A 16,847-nucleotide genomic window follows, 5' to 3' on the forward strand; every position below is an offset into this window, starting at 1 on the left:
GCCCGGTGCGGCTCGCGGGCTGCGCGTACGGGCTGCTGTGGGCCCTCCGTTAGCCTGAGGGCACGATGAACCGTTTGAGCACGTCATGGGGCGCGTACGACCTCACCCGCTTCCCGGAGGACCCCCGCGACCAGCTGCGCGCCTGGTCGGCGGCCGACGCCTATCTGCTGCGGCACCTGGCGGGCGAGGAGGGGGCGGCGGCCGTCGACCTCTCCGGAACCGTGGCCGTCGTCGGTGACCGGTGGGGCGCGCTGACCACCGCGCTCGCGGGGCACGCGCGCGTGCCGGTGCAGATCACCGACTCCTTCCTCGCCCAGCAGGCCACCCGCGCCAACCTGGCGCGGGCCGGACACCCGCCGGACGCGGCACGGCTCCTGACGACCAGGGACACTCCGCCCGCCCGCGTCGACGTACTCCTGGTCCGCGTACCCAAGAGCCTCGCGCTCCTCGAGGACCAGCTGCACCGGCTCGCGCCCGCCCTGCACGAAGGCACGGTCGTCGTCGGCACCGGCATGGTCACCGAGATCCACACGTCGACGCTGGAGCTCTTCGAGCGGATCATCGGCCCGACCAGGACGTCGCTGGCCCGGCAGAAGGCACGCCTCATCTTCAGCACCCCGGGTCCGGGGGAGGCGGCGGGAGTCAGCCCTTGGCCCCGCACTTACGTGCTGCCCGCCGACTCCGGCGCGGGCGCGGGCCTGACCGTCGTCAACCACGCGGGCATCTTCTGCGCCGACCGGCTCGACATCGGCACCCGCTTCTTCCTCAAGCACCTGCCGCGCGCCCGCGGCGCCGCCCACGTCGTGGACCTCGGCTGCGGCAACGGCGTGCTCGGCACCGCCGCCTCCGTCGCAGACCCCGACGCCACGGTCACCTTCATCGACGAGTCGTTCCAGGCCGTCGCCTCCGCCGAGGCCACCTTCCGCGCCAACGCCGCCGCCGACGCCAAGGCGCACTTCGTGGCCGGCGACGCCCTCACCGCCGTGCCGCCGGAAACCGTGGACCTGGTTCTCAACAACCCGCCCTTCCACAGCCACCAGGCGACGACCGACGCGACCGCCCGCCGCATGTTCACCGGCGCCCGCGCCGCGCTGCGCCCCGGCGGCGAGCTGTGGGTCATCGGCAACCGCCACCTCGGCTACCACGTGCGCCTCCGCAAGCTCTTCGGCAACGCGGAGGTCGTGGCGAGCGACCCGAAGTTCGTCCTGCTGCGGGCGGTCAAAGGCGGACGGTGAAGGACGGGCGGTGAGGGGCGACCTCCGACACCGACACCGGGCCTGTTCGGCACTCCCGCGCGGGCGCGCGTGATGGCAGCGTCGTAGGGCGACGGCCGGGCCGAGCCGCGGCCCCCGGCGGCGGAGGGAGACGATCGACCGTGGAACTGCCCCTGATCGTGGGTGTCGACGGTTCACCGGCCGGCCTGCGGGCGCTGGACTGGGCCGTCGACGAGGCCGTCCGGCGGGAGACACCGCTGCGCGTCGTGTACGCGTCGAGCTGGGAGTGGTACGAGGGGCACGAGCCGTCCTTCGGCACCGGCGGCGGCGACGCCGTACAGGTCTCGGCGGACCAGGTCGTCGAGCGGGCCGTGGAGCACGCCCGCCGCCGTACGGCCGCCGTCGAGGTGAGCGGCGCGGTCCTGCCCGAAGATCCGGCCGCCGCGCTGATCCGCGTGAGCGGCGAGGCCTCGATGGTCGTCGTCGGCAGCCGGGGCAGGGGCCGGCTCGCCGGGCTGCTGCTCGGCTCGGTGAGCCTGGCGGTCGCCGCCCGCGCCACGGCGCCGGTCGTCGTCGTACGCGATGCCGAAGGCGCCGCGAACCGGGGCAGCGGGCCGCAGGTCGTCGTCGGCGGTGCGCCGGAGCGGGGCAGCGGGCCGCAGGTCGTCGGCGACGGTGCGCCGAAGCGGGGCAGCGGGCCGCAGGCCGTCGGCGGCGGCGCGCCGAAGCGGGACAGCGGGTCGCATGTCGTCGGCGGGCGCGGCCCGAACCCGGAGGCCGGATCACAGATCACCGTCGGCGTGGGGGAGCCCGGCGACTCGGCCGCCGTCGTTGCCTTCGCGTGCGACGCGGCGGAGCGGCGCGGCGCCACCCTGCGCGCCGTGCACGCCTGGCGCTGCCCGGCCCACGAAGCCCCGGCCCGGCCCACGCCCGCCGGGCTCACCGACCCGCACCAGCGGCGGGCCGAGGAGCAGCTGGACGAGGCCCTGCGCGCACCCCTGCGCGCCCACCGCACCCTCACGGTGCGCCGCGACGTGCCGGAAGGGCACGCCCGCACCGCGCTGCTCGACGCGGCCCGCGACTCCGACCTCCTCGTGGTCGGCGCCCACCGCCGCGAGGGCCGGCCCGGTATGCAGCTCGGGCCGGTCAGCCACGCGGTGCTCCACCATGCGGCCTGCCCGGTGGCGGTCGTCCCGCACGGCTGATGTGCTGGACGCGGAGGGAAACCGTGCCGCATGGCCGGCCCACCGCACGAAAGCGCCGACGACAGCGTCCCGCACGACTGACCCGCCACTCACGTGGAACCCGATCGGCACGCCTGACCCCGCCGTATGCCCCGAATCACGCGAGGAGGACCTGTGGCACCCGTGGCGAAGGACCACCTGGCGGCGCTCGACGCCCACTGGCGCGCCGCCAACTACCTGGCCGTCGGCCAGATCTATCTGATGAGCAACCCCCTGCTGACCGAGCCGCTGCGGCCCGAGCACATCAAGCCGCGCCTGCTCGGCCACTGGGGCACGTCACCCGGCCTCAACTTCGTCCACACCCACCTCAACCGCGTGATCCAGGAGCGGGATCTCGAGGCCCTGTGCGTGTGGGGGCCGGGCCACGGCGGCCCCGCCGTGCTCGCCAACTCCTGGCTGGAGGGCTCGTACAGCGAGGTCTATCCCGACGTCTCGCGGGACGCGGAGGGCATGGCGAAGCTGTTCCGCCAGTTCTCGTTCCCCGGGGGTGTGCCGAGCCACGTGGCGCCCGAGACGCCCGGTTCGATCCACGAGGGCGGTGAGCTCGGCTACTCGCTCGCGCACGCCTACGGAGCCGCCCTCGACAACCCGGACCTGCTGGTCGCCTGCGTCATCGGTGACGGCGAGGCCGAGACCGGGCCGCTGGCCGCCTCCTGGCACTGCAACAAGTTCCACGACCCGGCGCACGACGGCGCGGTCCTGCCGATCCTCCACCTCAACGGCTACAAGATCGCCAACCCGACCGTCCTCGCCCGCCTCCCCGAGGCCGAACTCGACGCGCTCCTCAAGGGCTACGGCCACGAGCCGCTGTACGTCGCCGGTGACGAGCCGCGCAAGGTCCACCAGGCGATGGCCAAGGCCATGGACCAGGCGCTCGACCGCATCGCCGCGGTCCAGCGGGCCGCCCGCGGCGGCGGGGGAGTGCAGGGCCGCCCGCGGTGGCCGGTGATCGTGCTGCGCACGCCCAAGGGCTGGACAGGGCCGGAGGCCGTCGACGGGGAGCCCGTCGAGAACACCTGGCGCGCGCATCAGGTGCCGCTCTCCGGGGTCCGCGAGAACCCGGAACACCTGCGGCAGCTGGAGAAGTGGCTGAAGTCCTACCGCCCCCAGGAGCTCTTCGACGCGGACGGCCGCCCCACCGAGCAGGTCCTGGCCTGCGTCCCCGGCGGCGAGCGTCGGCTCGGCGCCACCCCGCACGCCAACGGCGGCCGCCTGACCCGCAGGCTGCCCGTCCCGCCCCTGGAGAAGTTCGCCGTTCCCGTGGACAAGCCGGGCACGACCCTGCACGAGCCGACCCGGATCACCGGCAAGCTGCTCGCGCAGGTCATGGCGGACACCGCGGGGCGCCGCGACTTCCGCGTCGTGGGCCCGGACGAGACCGAGTCCAACCGGCTCGGCGCGCTCTACGACGCGACGGGCAAGGCCTGGCAGGCCCGGATCCTCGACACGGACGAGCACCTCGCCCGCGACGGCCGCGTCATGGAAGTCCTCTCCGAACACCTCTGCCAGGGCTGGTTGGAGGGCTACACCCTCACCGGCCGCCACGGCCTGTTCTCCTGCTACGAAGCGTTCGTCCACATCGTCGACTCGATGGTCAACCAGCACATCAAGTGGCTGAAGACTTCCCGCACCCTGCCGTGGCGCGCGCCCGTGCCGTCCCTGAACTACCTGCTGACCTCGCATGTGTGGCGGCAGGACCACAACGGCTTCTCGCACCAGGACCCCGGCTTCGTGGACCACGTGCTCAACAAGAGCCCCCACGTCGTACGCGTCTACCTCCCGCCGGACGCCAACACCCTGCTCTCCGTGACCGAGCACGTCCTGCACAGCCGGGACTACGTCAACGTCGTCGTCGCGGGCAAGCAGCCCTGCTTCGACTGGCTCTCCCTCGACGACGCCCGTGCCCACTGCGCGCGCGGGGCGGGCGTCTGGGAGTGGGCGGGGACGGACGACGGCTCGCGGGAACCCGACGTCGTCCTCGCCTGCGCGGGTGACGTGCCCACCCAGGAAGTCCTCGCCGCCGCGGCGCTGCTGCGCGAGCACCTGCCCGAGCTCACCGTGCGCGTCGTGAACGTCGTCGACATGGCCCGCCTGATGCCCCGCGAGGAGCACCCGCACGGGATGGCGGACTCCGAGTACGACGCGCTCTTCACCCGCGACAAGCCGGTGATCTTCGCCTATCACGGCTACCCGTGGCTGATCCACCGCCTCGCCTACCGCCGCACCGGCCACGACCACCTGCACGTGCGCGGCTATACGGAGGCGGGCACGACCACCACGCCGTTCGACATGGTCGTCCGCAACAACCTCGACCGGTACCGGCTCGTCATGGACGTCATCGACCGCGTCCCGGGCCTGGCCGTGCGGGCGACGGCCGTACGCCAGGCGATGGCCGACGTCCGCACCCGGCACGACGCCTGGATCCGCGAGCACGGCACGGACCTGCCCGAGGTCGCCGACTGGACGTGGCCATACTGACCGACGTGGCCCACGACGAACTGTTCCCCCGGAGCCGCACCGTCCTCGGCCCGGGGGCGGTGCACCTGCCGGACTGGCTGGCACCGGAGGAACAGCTGCGTCTCGTGGCGGCCTGCCGGGCGTGGGCGGCGCCGCCCGCCGGGCTGCGGCAAGTCAAGACACCCGGCGGCGGCGCGATGACCGCTCGGCAGTTCTGTCTGGGCTGGCACTGGTATCCGTACGGGTACGCGCGGACCGTGGTCGACGGGGACGGCGCCCCCGTGAAGCCGATGCCGCCGTGGCTCGCCGAGCTGGGCCGCCGGGCGGCCGAAGCCGCCGGTCACGAGGTCGATGAGACGTACGACATCGCCCTCGTCAACTTCTACGACGCCGACGCGCGCATGGGCATGCACCGCGACAGCGACGAGAAGTCCGGCGCGCCCGTGGTGTCCCTCAGCCTCGGTGACACGGGCGTCTTCCGCTTCGGCAACACGGAGACGCGCACCAGGCCGTACACGGACATCGAGCTGCGCAGCGGCGACCTGGTCGTCTTCGGCGGCGCCTCCCGCCTCGCCCACCACGGGGTGCCGCGGATCATCCCCGGCACCGGGCCGCCGGAGCTGGGGCTGGCCGGGCGGCTGAACATCACGCTGCGCGTCAGCGGCTTCACCGAAGACCGATGACCGGACGGGGGTGTCCGTGCGGTGGCGGTCAGGCCGCCTCCAGGTCGAGGAGCCGCCGCTTGCGGTCGAGGCCCGCGGCGTAACCGGTGAGGGAGCCGTCGGCGCCGACCACCCGGTGGCAGGGGCGCACGATCAGCAGCGGGTTGCGTCCGACGGCGGTGCCGAGGGCGCGGACGGCGGCTCGGGAGAGGCCGAGCTGCTCGGCGAGCCGCCCGTACGTGGTCGTGGTGCCGTAGGGGACCGTGTCCAGCGCCGACCAGACCTTGCGCTGGAACTCGGTGCCCGCCCCGGCGGCGTACTCGATGTCGAAGTGGGTCAGGCTTCCGGCGAAGTACGAGCGCAGCTGCGCGGTGATCACGTCGAAGGCCGCGTCGTCGCGCACCCAGCCGTCAAGGACGACGGCGCCGCCCTTCTGGCCCGGCATGGACAGCGAGGCCAGCGCGGTGCCGCCCTTGGCGGTGGCCGACTCCTCGCCCACCAGCAGCAGCTCGCCCAGCGGACTGTCGATCGTCGTGTGGACGGTCATCGGACTCTCCTCAAGCGTTCGGGTGCTGCCTCCAGTCTGGGGCGTGCGCGGGGGTGCGGCTGGCGGGATTCGGACATCGCGTCGGCCGCGGCGGTCCCCTCCGGCGAGGTTATGCAACTAGTTGCACAACGTCCGCGCCTGGTCTACAACTGTCCTGTAGACACCGCGTACGGAGGGGCCCATGAGCCGATACCCGAACCTGCTGAACCCGCTCGACCTGGGCTTCACCACCCTGCCCAACCGGGTCCTCATGGGCTCCATGCACGTGGGCCTCGAAGAGGCGCCCAACGGCTTCGAGCGGATGGCGGAGTTCTACGCGACCCGGGCGCGCGGCGGCGTCGGCCTCATCGTCACCGGCGGCATCGCCCCGAACGAGCTCGGCAGGCCCTGGGACGGCGGCGCCAAGCTCACCACCGAGGCGGAGGCGAAGGAGCACGCGGCGATCACCGCCGCCGTGCACGCCGAGGGCGGGAAGATCGCGATGCAGATCCTCCACTTCGGCCGGTACGCCTACCACGACAAGCTCGTCGCGCCCAGCGCCATCCAGGCGCCGATCAGCCCCTTCGTGCCTCGCGAGCTCACCGACGACGAGGTCGAGCAGACCGTCGAGGACTTCGTGCGCGCCGCCGAACTCGCCAAGCTCGCGGGCTACGACGGCGTCGAGGTCATGGGCTCCGAGGGCTACCTGATCAACGAGTTCATCGCGGCCCCCACCAACCAGCGCACCGACCGCTGGGGCGGCTCCTACGAGAACCGCATCCGCTTCCCCGTCGAGATCGTCCGCCGCACCCGCGAACGCGTCGGCGCCGACTTCATCATCATCTACCGCCTCTCCATGCTGGACCTCGTGCCCGGCGGCTCGACCCTCGAAGAGGTCGTCCACCTCGCCAAGGAGATCGAGGCCGCGGGCGCCACGATCATCAACACCGGCATCGGCTGGCACGAGGCGCGGATCCCCACCATCGCGACGTCGGTGCCGCGCGGCGCGTACAGCTTCGTCACGAAGAAGCTCATGGGCGAGGTCTCCGTGCCGCTCGTGACCGTCAACCGCATCAACACCCCCGAGATCGCCGAGCAGTTGCTCGCCGACGGCGCCGCCGACATGGTGTCGCTGGCCCGCCCGCTGCTCGCCGACCCGGACTTCGTCAACAAGGCGAGGGCCGAGCGGCCCGAGGCCATCAACACCTGCATCGGCTGCAACCAGGCCTGCCTCGACCACACCTTCAACCTGCAGATCACCTCCTGCCTGGTGAACCCGCGCGCCTGCCACGAGACCGAGCTCGTGCTTTCGCCCACCCGCACCAAGAAGCGCATCGCCGTCGTCGGCGCGGGCCCCGCAGGACTCGCCTTCGCCGTCTCCGCCGCCGAACGCGGCCACGACGTCACGCTGTACGACGCGGCAGCCGAGATCGGCGGCCAGCTCAACGTCGCCCGCAAGGTCCCCGGCAAGGAGGAGTTCGACGAGACCCTCCGCTACTTCCGCACCCAGCTCGACCTGCGCGGCGTCGACGTCCGGCTGAACACCGTCGTCACCGCGGACACGCTCGCGGGGGAGGCGTACGACGAAGTGGTCGTCGCCGCCGGCGTCACCCCCCGTATCCCGGAGATCCCCGGCATCGACCACCCCAGCGTCGTCGGCTACCTCGACGTGCTGCGCGACGGCGCGCCCGTGGGGGAGCGGGTCGCGATCATCGGCGCGGGCGGCATCGGCTTCGACGTCGCCGAGTTCCTCACCGACGGCGGCGAGAAGGCGAGCCTGGACCCGGCCACGTACTTCCGGCAGTGGGGCGTCGACATGGACTTCCGCGAGCGCGGCGGTCTGACGAAGCCCGAGCGGCCGACACCGCCCCGCACCGTCCACCTGCTGCAGCGCAAGACCTCCAAGGTCGGCCAGGGTCTCGGCAAGACCACGGGCTGGATCCACCGCACCGAGCTGCGCCACCGCGGCGTCGCCATGGTGGCGGGAGCCAGCTACGACCTGATCGACGACGCGGGCCTGCACATCACCGTCGACGGAGAGTCGTCCGTGATCCCCGTCGACACGGTCGTGCTCTGCTCCGGACAGGACCCGCGCCGCGACCTGTACGAGGAGCTCGTCGCGGCCGGCGTCGCGGCCCACCTCATCGGGGGCGCGGACGTCGCGGCCGAGCTGGACGCCAAGCGCGCCATCAAGCAGGGCACGGAGCTGGCCGCCGCGCTCTGATCCCACGCCTGCGCGGCCCGTCCCCAGGACCGCCTCCCTAGGATTGCCCCCATGTCACTCCCGCACGCGATCCTCACCGCCCTCCTGGAGAAGCCGTCGTCGGGCCTCGAACTGACCCGCAGGTTCGACAAGTCGATCGGCTACTTCTGGTCGGCCACGCACCAGCAGATCTACCGCGAGCTGGGCAGGCTGGAGCGCGAGGGCGCCATCCGCGCGCTGCCGCGGCAGGGAGCGACACGGGGGCAGAAGAAGGAGTACGAGGTCCTGCCGGCGGGCCGCGCCGAACTGGCCCGCTGGACGGCGGCGAGCCAGGACCCGAAGCCGCTCCGCGACACCCTCCTGCTGCGCCTGCGCGCCGCGGCGGTCGTCGGCACGGCGGGCATCGCGGGCGTACAGGAGGACCTGCGCCGCCATCTCGACCTGCACCGGCGGCAGTTGGCCGAGTACGAGGAGATCGAACGGCGCGATTTCCCGCCGGGGAAGGACGCCGTCGAGGACCGGCTGCGCCACGCGGTGCTGCGGGCGGGCATCGACCTGGAGACGTTCTGGACGCAGTGGCTCACGCGGACCATCGAGGAACTGGAGACGCCGTAGGGGCTTCTTCCGGCACGGGCCCCTAGCCGAGCGTCGCCTCCCGAGGGTCCCAGTCCGCGGGCAGCGGCCGCGGTGGCACGACCTGCGTGGGCAGCGAGGCGAACCGCTCGTGCTCGGCGGAGTCCGCGATCGCCGTCATCGTCTGCAGGACGTGCAGCGCGAGCGCGCCGGACGCCCGGTGCGCGGTGCCGTGCCGCAGGGCGCGCGCCATGTCGACCACGCCGAGGCCCCGCCCGTCGGTCCGCCCCTTGACGGGCAGTTCGCGCCACTCGTCGGAGCCGTTGGGCAGCAGTCTCAGCGGGCCGCCGAACGTGTTCGGGTCGGGCACGGCGAGGGTGCCCTCGGTCCCGGTGACCTCGAAACGGATGCGGGGCAGCGCGGAGTCGAAGCTGAACGTCGAGGCGGCCCGCACTCCGGAGGCGAACCGGAGGAGCGACGACACATGCGTCGGCACGTCGACGGGGAACGCCTGTCCCGCCTTCGGCCCCGACCCGACGACGCGCTCCACACGCGCGCGTGCCGCCGTCGCGGCCACCTGCTCCACACCGCCGAACAGGGCGACGAGCGAGGTCAGGTAGTACGGCCCCAGGTCGAAGAGCGGACCCGCGCCCGGCTGGTAGAAGAACGCCGGATCGGGATGCCAGCCCTCGGGCCCCAGGCTCTGCGTCACGGTCGTCGCCGCCACGGGCGCGCCGATGTGCCCGGCCGCCACGGCCCGCAGCGCCGACTGCAGACCCGCGCCGAGGAACGTGTCCGGCGCGTTGCCCACGAGCAGCCCGCGCTCCGAGGCTTCGGCGAGCAGCTTCTCCGCCTCGCCGGGGGCGAGCGTGATGGGTTTCTCGCCGTAGACGTGCTTCCCGGCGCGCAGCGCGGCCGTCGCCACCTGCGCGTGCGCGGCGGGGACCGTGAGATTGACGACGAGTTCGACCTCGGACAGCGCGAGCACCGTCGCGACCCCGCCCGACACGGGTATGCCGTGGGTGACGGCCGCGGCGGCCGCCCGCTCCTCGTCGAGATCGGCGACGGCCACGACCCGAACGTCCGGGAACCTGCTCAACGTACGCAGGTACTCGGCGCTGATGACGCCCGCGCCGACGACGGCGACGCCGACCGGGCCCGAGCCGACGGGGGCGGGAGTCACAGCGCCTCCAGGGTGGCGAGGTAGGCGTGGCTGGCCGCGAGCTCGCCGAAGAGGGCGTCCGCGTCGCCCGCGCAGGAGTCGAACTCGACGATGCGCCAGGCGTCCGGCGCGGCGGCGAGGATCTCCGGCACCGGCATGGTGCCGCCGCCGACCGCCACGTTCGGGTCCTCCCGGGTGCCGGGGCCGTCCTTGAGGTGCAGGGCCCGCACCCGGTCGCCGAGGCGGCGCAGGAGGGCCGGGACGTCGGCGCCGCCGACCGCCGCCCAGTAGGTGTCGATCTCCAGGAAGACGTCCGGGTCGAGCAGCCCGGCGAGGACGTCGACAGCGTGCGGGGCTGCCGCGTCGTCGCCGAAGCGGGGCTCGATCTCCCACCAGTGGTTGTGGTAGCCGATGCGTACACCGTGCCGACGGGCCAGCGCGGCAAGGGAGTTGAGGCGGTCGGCCGTACGCGCGAGCCCGTCGCGGGAGGCGAACTCCTCGGGCGGGATGCCCGCGGGAACGATCGCGACATCCGTCCCGAGCGTCCGCACCGCGTCGAGGACGTGCTCCGGCTCCGGGCCGAGCAGCTGCACGGCATGCGTGCCGGACACGGTGAGCCCGAGGTCTTCCACGACACGGCGCAGCCCCTTCGGGTCACCGAGCACGTCGTACGCCTCCACCGCGCCGTATCCCAGACCGGCGAGGCGGCGCAGCGTCCCCTCCCGGTCGGCGACGAGCTGGTCGCGCACGGTGTAGAGCTGAACGCTGAGCGGTCGTGGCATGAACGCGCCCTCCCCTGTCGGCTGGGAGGACGGTAAGGCGGTTCGGTGGGGTCGGCAAGGGTGCCTCGGCATGCGTCGGCAAGGGTGCCTCCGCGTGCGACCGCCGCCCACCCGGAACGTGACGGGTGGGCGGCGGTCGTCGGTGCCGTGCCGTGGCCCTCGGTCAGAGGCGGCCCGTGGCCCCGCGGCGACGCACGTACCAGACGCCGCCGACGGTGGCCGCGGCCACCAGGGCCCCGCCGGTGACGAGCGTGATCGTGCCGCGGTCCTCGGAACCGCCCCCGAGTCCTCCGCGGACGCCCCGCGCGGGCGCGGTCGTCGAGGAGGCCGTCGGCGTGGTGCCGACGGTGACGGTCCGAGGTCCGACCTGCGTGCCGTCCTTGCAGGAGACGAGCACCGTGTAGGAACCGGCGCTGACGTTCCGCCAGGAAGCGCTGCCGTTCACCAGCGCCGCCTGCTGTCCGCCGGCGAAGCTGGCGTTGGCGGCGCCCATGAGCGAGGCCGTACCGCCGTCGGGACACGCGGCGGTGGTGGCCCGCACCGTGGAACCGGTGGCGGTGACGGTGAGATCGTCGGCCGCGGACGCCGAAGGAGCACCCATGATCAGCGGCAACGCGGCGGCGGCGACGGTCAGGCCGGTACGGACACATATCTGAGTAGTACGCATGAGTCTGCCCTCCGGTGACACGGGAGGCGGTACAACCCATGCGCCGCCGAGAGTCGGGGAACGCCCGTGCTACCTGACGAAGAGCCAACGTGCCGCGCGCGGCGACCGCATGCGGACGGCCGCCGGGCAGGTGACGGAATCCTTCGTCCGGCGCAGGGGTGTCCGGCAGCGGTGTCGAGCGGAGGTGTCAGTGGGGGGCGGGCACGAGGCCGTCCGCGACGAGTCCCTCGTACACCGCCTGCCCCAGCGCCTGCACCGCGGACTGCGGCCGCACCATCACGGTGAACTCCTTGATCCGCCCCTCCTCGTCGAAGTGCAGGAGGTCGATGCCGTGGATCTCCTTCCCGTTCACGGTGGTGCGGAAGAGCAGCACGTCCGACTCCGCCTCGCCGCCGTCGGAGCTGGTCCGCGCCTCGCCCGAGTACGCACCGACGTACCGGAAGTCCTCGAACGTCCGCAGCAGCACGCCGAAGAGCCCGAGCACCATGGGGCGGCCCTCGAAGGGCGTGAACTTCACCGGGCTGTAGAAGCGGATGTCCGGTGTGAACAGCTCCTCCAGGGCGTCGAGATCGCGCTGCTCGACGAGGGCACGGAAGCGGGCGGCGGTGGGATGCGTCATGGTTCCTCCGAGGTATCCAGGTGCATAGTCATCAACCTGACTAGTCAGAATGATGACTATGATGGAGTGAAGGGCGGCTGAAGGGAAGGGGATCCGGGACATGGCTCTGCGGCACGCGGTGCTCGCGGCACTGCTGGACGGCGAGTACAGCGGATACCAGCTGGCCAAGGGCTTCGACATCGGCGTGGCCAACTTCTGGCACGCACTGCCCCAGCAGCTCTACGCCGAGCTGGCCAAGCTGGAGGCAGAGGGTCTGGTCGCCGGGCGGGAGGTCGTCCAAGAGGGCCGGCCCAACAAGCGGCTGTTCAAGGTCACCGACGACGGTCTCGCCGAGATGGAGCGGTTCGCCGCGCGGGCCGCGAAGCCGTCCTTCATCCGCGACGACCTGCTGGTGAAGGTGCAGGCCGTCGACGGCGTCGCCGCCGCCCCGGTGATCGAGCAGCTCGCGGAGCGGGCGGCGGTCGCCGAGGCGAAGATCGAGGTCCTGGAGAAGCTCCTCGTGCGGCTGCGGGGCGGCGCGGACGAGGACGAGTTCCTGCGCACCGGCGAGCGCGTCGGCCCCTATCTGACCTGTCTGCGCGGGCTCGCCTTCGAGCGCGAGTCCCGCGACTGGTGCCGGCGCGCGGCGGCGCTGCTGAGCGAGCGGGAAGCGGCCGCGCGCGGTCGGGGCTGAGTTCGGGGGTGGTGGGGGCTCAGCCGGTGGTGACCGTCCGCTCGGGGGAGTAGCCGCCCCACGTCCCGTCCGGCAGCTTGGGCCGGACCCGCACCCGGTGCCGCTCCCCGGCCTCCCTGCCGATGTAGAAGCTGTGCTCGGCCTTGTCGCGCGGCGCGGTGCCGCCGAAGACGAGCGAGGTGGCGGTGCGGCCGTCCAGCTGGATCTGATACTCCGTCACGGCGCCGCCGGTGCGCGGCGGTGTCCACGACAGGTCGATGTAGTACGCCCCGTCGGCGCGGTGGGTGTCCGCGCGGAAGCCGGTGGGTGCGGTGCCGCGCCCCGAGCCCTTGCCCGCCGCGGTGGTGACACGGACCCCGGGGCTCGCGGGCGAGAAGTTGTCGGCGGCGTCGCGCGCCTTGACCGTGAAGGTGTAGTCGGTGCCGGGCCGCAACCCCGTGACCAGCGTCGCGGTCTGGCCCCCGCCCACACTGTGGATCTTCGTGCCGCCCTGGAAGATCTCGTACGAGGCCACCTTCTTGTCGTCCGACGACTTGCCCCAGGAGAGCATCACCGCCCGGCTTCCCTCCGCCTCGCCCGTCAGGCGCCCGGGCCTGGTCGGGGGCTTGTGGTCGGCGGCGGCCGCGGCGGGCATCGTGACGGAGAGCTCCTTGCTCTCCTCGCTGACGTTCCCCTCGGCGTCGCGGGCCCGGACGGTGAAGGTGTACGTGGCGGACGGCCGCAGACCGACGACGTCCACCATGTGCTCCCGGCCGGGCACCTCCTTGACCTTCTCGCTCCCGCGGTACACCTCGTACCGGGTGACTTCGGTGTCGTCGGTGGCCTGGTTCCACATGACGTGGGCGGTGGTGGAGCTGCCCGCCTGCACGGTGAGGCCGCGGGGTGCCGTCGGGGGCCGGGTGTCCTTGGTGTCGCCGCCGCCCCACGCGCAGCCGCTCAGCGTGGCCGCGGTCGCGGCCGTCACCGTCAGCAGGGCCAGAGGGGCGGACAGACGGGGGATCCGTCGCACGGTGCTGCCTTCCACTCGACGGCATAGGTACGGACCTATTGGTCCGGACCTATTTGACACAGCTGACGAGGGCACATCAAGGGGTGGGGCGTGCGCTCTCGGGATGTGATCGCCGGGGCGGGTGGGCAGCGGTGCACAAACCGGGCTATCCGGCGATGCACGCGGCGGCCTCATGCCTTCCGGCAGGTGTACGCCACCACCGCGCCCTCCGTGATCCAGTCAGAGTTCCCCGCGGGTCATCCGGCGGCGTCCAGGGCGCGGCGTGCGGCAGTGCGCAGGTGTCTGAGGACGGGTTCGTCGGCGTCCAGGGTGTAGTCCGCGTCGAGGCCGGCGAGGAGCTGGGCGATGCTGGGGATGTGGTCGCCGGAGCAGTCCACCGTGCAGGCGTCGGGCCCGGCCGGCCGAATGCGGGTGGCGAGGGCCCAGGTGCGTCGGCGGACGGTGTCGGCGGGTTCCCGGACCGTGGCGATGGCCCGGTGGCGCACAGGCGCGGCAGCGATCTTTCCGGCCACGTAGGCGGCGGGGTCGTGGCCGGGGACGAGCCGGGGGGTGAAGCGGTGGCGGGTCGGGACCAGGTCGGTGACGCGGTCGAGGCGGTAGATGCGCCAGTCGTCGCGGGCGTGGTCGTGGGCGAGGAGGTACCACAGGCCGCCGGACGCGACGAGGTGGTGCGGGTCGGCACGGCGGCCGGCACTGTGGCCGGTGCGGGTGGTGTAGGCGAAGGTGACGGTCTCCCGGTCCCGGCAGGCCGCTGCCAGCGCGGTCAGGGTCGCCGCGTCGGTTCGCGGTCCTCGGCGCTCCCACTCGATGGTGGCGGTCGACTGCTGCAGGGCGGCCACCTGGGTCCGGAGGCGGGCGGGGAGGACCTGTTCGAGCTTGGCGAGGGCGCGCAGGGTGGTCTCCTCCATGCCGGTGAGGTACCCGGCCGCGGTGCGCAGGGCGACGGCGGTCGCGGTGGCTTCGTCGTCGTCGAGGATGAGGGGCGGCATGGCGGCGCCGGAGGCCAGGCGGTAGCCGCCGGCACGGCCGGTGGTGCCCTCGACGGGGTAGCCGAGATCGCGCAGGCGCTCGATGTCGCGGCGGACGGTGCGGCCGGTGACACCGAGCCGCTCGGCGAGCTCGGCGCCGGACCACTCGCGGCGCGTCTGCAGCAGGGAAAGCAGCCGGAGCATCCGTGCGGGAAGGTCGGTCGTCATGTTTCCCAGGATGGCGCGCTCTGAGGACGTGAGGTGTCCTAAAAGCCTCCTAACGTGGTGGCATGCCCGAGAACAAACCCCACCGAACCCTTACGGACGCGACATCCTCGCGACGGTCGGCCACGCTGGTCGTCGTGCTCGCCGCGCGGGTTCCGGTGAGGCAACCGTTGCGGGCTGTTCTCCCCGCCCGAACGGCCATGAATCAGGTGGGGCAGCACCGGGAGGCTGCCCCAATACCACCGGGCTCCCCGGTAGCAACCCGACAGAACTGTGGCCCGCGCACACGGAGCCGCACACCGAGACAAGGACCCCCCACCATGAGCACCTCCCCCTCCCCCTCCCCCTCCCCCTCCGCCGACGTCCTCAACGGTTCGGTGGTCTCGTACGCGATCTGGGCCGACGACGGGCGCCGGCTCGCCGAGTTCTACGCCGCCGCGCTGGGCAGCGAGGTCGGCACTCCCTACCCCGACGAACACGGCAACGAGGTCGCCTTCCCCGTCACCGTCGGCAACACGATGTACGTCTTCTGGACCTCCGACTCCTTCACCGCGCCTGCCTGGCCCCAGCAGGAGCTGCCCTTCCACATGGACTTGGCGTTTCCCGATGTGGCCGCGGCGGAGAAGCGGCTGCTGGAAGTCGGGGCGAGCAAGCCCGACTTCCAGCCCGGCGGCGAGCACTGGACGGTCCTGCTGGACCCCTCCGGCCAACCGCTGTGCATCAGCCAGGCCCAGCCCTCCTGACCTCGCCCGAGACCCCCGTACGCGGCCGGGGGCTGCACCCCTCTCCGCATTCGAAGGAAGACTCATGAAGATCGCACTGCTGGGAACCAACTTCGGCCAGGCGCACGCCGCCGTCTACGCGGCCCGCGACGACGTGGACGTGGTGATGTTCGGCCGCGACGCGGACAAGACCGCGCAGGTGGCCGACCAGTTCGGCTTCACCGCCGCCACCGACCTGGATGCCGCCTTCGCCGACGACTCCTTCGACCTGGTCGACGTCTGCCTGCCCATCGCGCTCCACACCCCGATGGCACTGCGCGCCCTGGAGGCCGGCAAGCATGTGCTGACCGAACTGCCCATGGCCCGTTCCCTGGAGGAGGGCCGCAGGCTCGTGGCCGCTGCCGAGTCGAGCGACCGGCAGGTGTTCGTGGACATGTTCGAGCGGTTCATCCCCGCCAATCAGGCACTCGACGATGCCGTACGAAACGGTACGTACGGGCAGTTGGAGGAGCTGACCTGCTGGTCGGCGATGGCGCCGCTGTGGCCCGGCGCAAGCCTGGGGGCGAAGGTGCTGCCGATGGAGGCCATGCACAGCGACCTCGACCTGATCACCCGCGCTCTGGGCACGCCCCACCAGGTCCACGTCACCTCGGTCGAACGGAACGCGGATGCCGGCGCGGTCGAGGCGGTCATGGCCTTCGACGGGGCGATAGCACGCAGCTCGGTCTCCTCACTGCGGCCCATGCCGTGGGGCGGGCGCGGCGGCTACACCGCCGCCTTCACCGACGGCGTCCTCGAGTCGGTCTCCACCATGGGCTACGACGGCAAACCCACCACCCGCCTGACCGCCTGCACCGGCGAAGGCACCCAAGAGGTGGAACTGCCCCCGGCCGACCAGTACACGGCGATGATCGAACACGTGCTTGCGGTCCTGCGCGGCGAGGCGGACAACCAGATCACCCCGGCCAGCGCCCTGGACGCCCTGCAGTTGACCCTGCGCATCGATCAGCAGGTCAACTCCGGCGACTGACACACAAGTCGGAGCGCACCGGGCCGAGCGAAGGTCACGTGTGTGGAACGCGCTGGAGTCGCGGCCGGGCCGGAGCCGAGCACACCGCCTGCTAGTTGCTAGTTGCTAGTT

General features: G+C 72.6%; 16 protein-coding genes. 9 read left to right on the forward strand and 7 right to left on the reverse strand.

What is annotated here, in order from left to right:
- The first annotated feature begins 65 nt into the window (after positions 1 to 65).
- The 4 genes from ACZ7LU_RS18500 to ACZ7LU_RS18515 all read left to right on the forward strand — a co-directional run bounded on the left by ACZ7LU_RS18500 (position 66) and on the right by ACZ7LU_RS18515 (position 5,598).
- Positions 66 to 1,235 (forward strand): methyltransferase, encoded by a 1,170-nt coding sequence (locus tag ACZ7LU_RS18500; protein WP_471917244.1) that lies wholly within the window; start codon positions 66 to 68, stop codon positions 1,233 to 1,235.
- Positions 1,236 to 1,375: 140 nt separating this feature from the next.
- Entirely contained in the window at positions 1,376 to 2,419 is a 1,044-nt protein-coding gene (locus ACZ7LU_RS18505) for a universal stress protein (RefSeq protein WP_471917245.1), read from the forward strand.
- A 126-nt stretch (positions 2,420 to 2,545) separates the two neighbouring features.
- A complete protein-coding gene (locus ACZ7LU_RS18510) occupies positions 2,546 to 4,936 on the forward strand; it encodes a phosphoketolase family protein (RefSeq protein ID WP_471118375.1) in 2,391 nt (796 codons plus the stop codon).
- Positions 4,924 to 5,598: an alpha-ketoglutarate-dependent dioxygenase AlkB family protein gene (locus ACZ7LU_RS18515; protein WP_471917246.1), complete on the forward strand. Its 675-nt coding sequence runs from the start codon at positions 4,924 to 4,926 to the stop codon at positions 5,596 to 5,598. The genes ACZ7LU_RS18510 and ACZ7LU_RS18515 overlap by 13 nt, the downstream gene beginning before the upstream one ends.
- Positions 5,599 to 5,626: 28 nt before the next feature.
- Here ACZ7LU_RS18515 and ACZ7LU_RS18520 read toward each other — a convergent pair whose 3' ends face one another.
- Positions 5,627 to 6,124, reverse strand: coding sequence for a methylated-DNA--[protein]-cysteine S-methyltransferase (locus tag ACZ7LU_RS18520; RefSeq protein ID WP_471917247.1), 498 nt, complete (start codon positions 6,122 to 6,124; stop codon positions 5,627 to 5,629).
- Positions 6,125 to 6,305: 181 nt separating this feature from the next.
- Between ACZ7LU_RS18520 and ACZ7LU_RS18525 the strand changes: the two genes are divergently transcribed.
- Positions 6,306 to 8,327, forward strand: a complete 2,022-nt coding sequence (locus ACZ7LU_RS18525) for an oxidoreductase (protein WP_471917248.1) — start codon at positions 6,306 to 6,308, stop codon at positions 8,325 to 8,327.
- 51 nt (positions 8,328 to 8,378) lie between these two features.
- Complete coding sequence (locus ACZ7LU_RS18530) at positions 8,379 to 8,921, forward strand: PadR family transcriptional regulator (protein ID WP_471917249.1); 543 nt, start codon at positions 8,379 to 8,381, stop codon at positions 8,919 to 8,921.
- A gap of 22 nt (positions 8,922 to 8,943) precedes the next feature.
- Here ACZ7LU_RS18530 and ACZ7LU_RS18535 read toward each other — a convergent pair whose 3' ends face one another.
- The 4 genes from ACZ7LU_RS18535 to ACZ7LU_RS18550 all read right to left on the reverse strand — a co-directional run bounded on the left by ACZ7LU_RS18535 (position 8,944) and on the right by ACZ7LU_RS18550 (position 12,109).
- Entirely contained in the window at positions 8,944 to 10,062 is a 1,119-nt protein-coding gene (locus tag ACZ7LU_RS18535) for a Gfo/Idh/MocA family protein (protein ID WP_471917250.1), read from the reverse strand.
- The gene (locus ACZ7LU_RS18540) at positions 10,059 to 10,823 is read right to left on the reverse strand and encodes a sugar phosphate isomerase/epimerase family protein (protein WP_471917251.1); all 765 of its coding nucleotides are present in this window, start codon (positions 10,821 to 10,823) and stop codon (positions 10,059 to 10,061) included. Before ACZ7LU_RS18540 ends, ACZ7LU_RS18535 begins: the two co-directional genes overlap by 4 nt.
- A 163-nt stretch (positions 10,824 to 10,986) precedes the next feature.
- Complete coding sequence (locus tag ACZ7LU_RS18545) at positions 10,987 to 11,490, reverse strand: hypothetical protein (RefSeq protein ID WP_468090180.1); 504 nt, start codon at positions 11,488 to 11,490, stop codon at positions 10,987 to 10,989.
- A gap of 187 nt (positions 11,491 to 11,677) precedes the next feature.
- A complete protein-coding gene (locus ACZ7LU_RS18550; protein WP_468715667.1) occupies positions 11,678 to 12,109 on the reverse strand; it encodes a nuclear transport factor 2 family protein in 432 nt (143 codons plus the stop codon).
- 100 nt (positions 12,110 to 12,209) lie between these two features.
- On the opposite strand from ACZ7LU_RS18550, the gene ACZ7LU_RS18555 reads away from it, so the two are divergent.
- On the forward strand, positions 12,210 to 12,782 hold the full coding sequence (locus tag ACZ7LU_RS18555; RefSeq protein ID WP_468563030.1) for a PadR family transcriptional regulator: 573 nt from the start codon (positions 12,210 to 12,212) through the stop codon (positions 12,780 to 12,782).
- A gap of 19 nt (positions 12,783 to 12,801) precedes the next feature.
- Here the strand turns inward: ACZ7LU_RS18555 and ACZ7LU_RS18560 are convergent, their stop codons facing one another.
- A complete protein-coding gene (locus tag ACZ7LU_RS18560) occupies positions 12,802 to 13,791 on the reverse strand; it encodes a fibronectin type III domain-containing protein (protein ID WP_471917252.1) in 990 nt (329 codons plus the stop codon).
- A gap of 236 nt (positions 13,792 to 14,027) precedes the next feature.
- Positions 14,028 to 14,987 (reverse strand): helix-turn-helix transcriptional regulator, encoded by a 960-nt coding sequence (locus tag ACZ7LU_RS18565; RefSeq protein ID WP_471917253.1) that lies wholly within the window; start codon positions 14,985 to 14,987, stop codon positions 14,028 to 14,030.
- A 317-nt stretch (positions 14,988 to 15,304) separates the two neighbouring features.
- Here ACZ7LU_RS18565 and ACZ7LU_RS18570 point away from each other — a divergent pair, with 317 nt between their 5' ends.
- Positions 15,305 to 15,727 carry a VOC family protein gene (locus ACZ7LU_RS18570; protein WP_471917254.1) on the forward strand — a complete coding sequence of 141 codons (423 nt, stop codon included), beginning with the start codon at positions 15,305 to 15,307 and terminating at the stop codon, positions 15,725 to 15,727.
- A gap of 64 nt (positions 15,728 to 15,791) precedes the next feature.
- The gene (locus ACZ7LU_RS18575) at positions 15,792 to 16,736 is read left to right on the forward strand and encodes a Gfo/Idh/MocA family protein (protein WP_471917255.1); all 945 of its coding nucleotides are present in this window, start codon (positions 15,792 to 15,794) and stop codon (positions 16,734 to 16,736) included.
- The last annotated feature ends 111 nt before the right edge of the window (positions 16,737 to 16,847 follow it).

This window comes from Streptomyces sp. NPDC039462 (assembly GCF_055639375.1).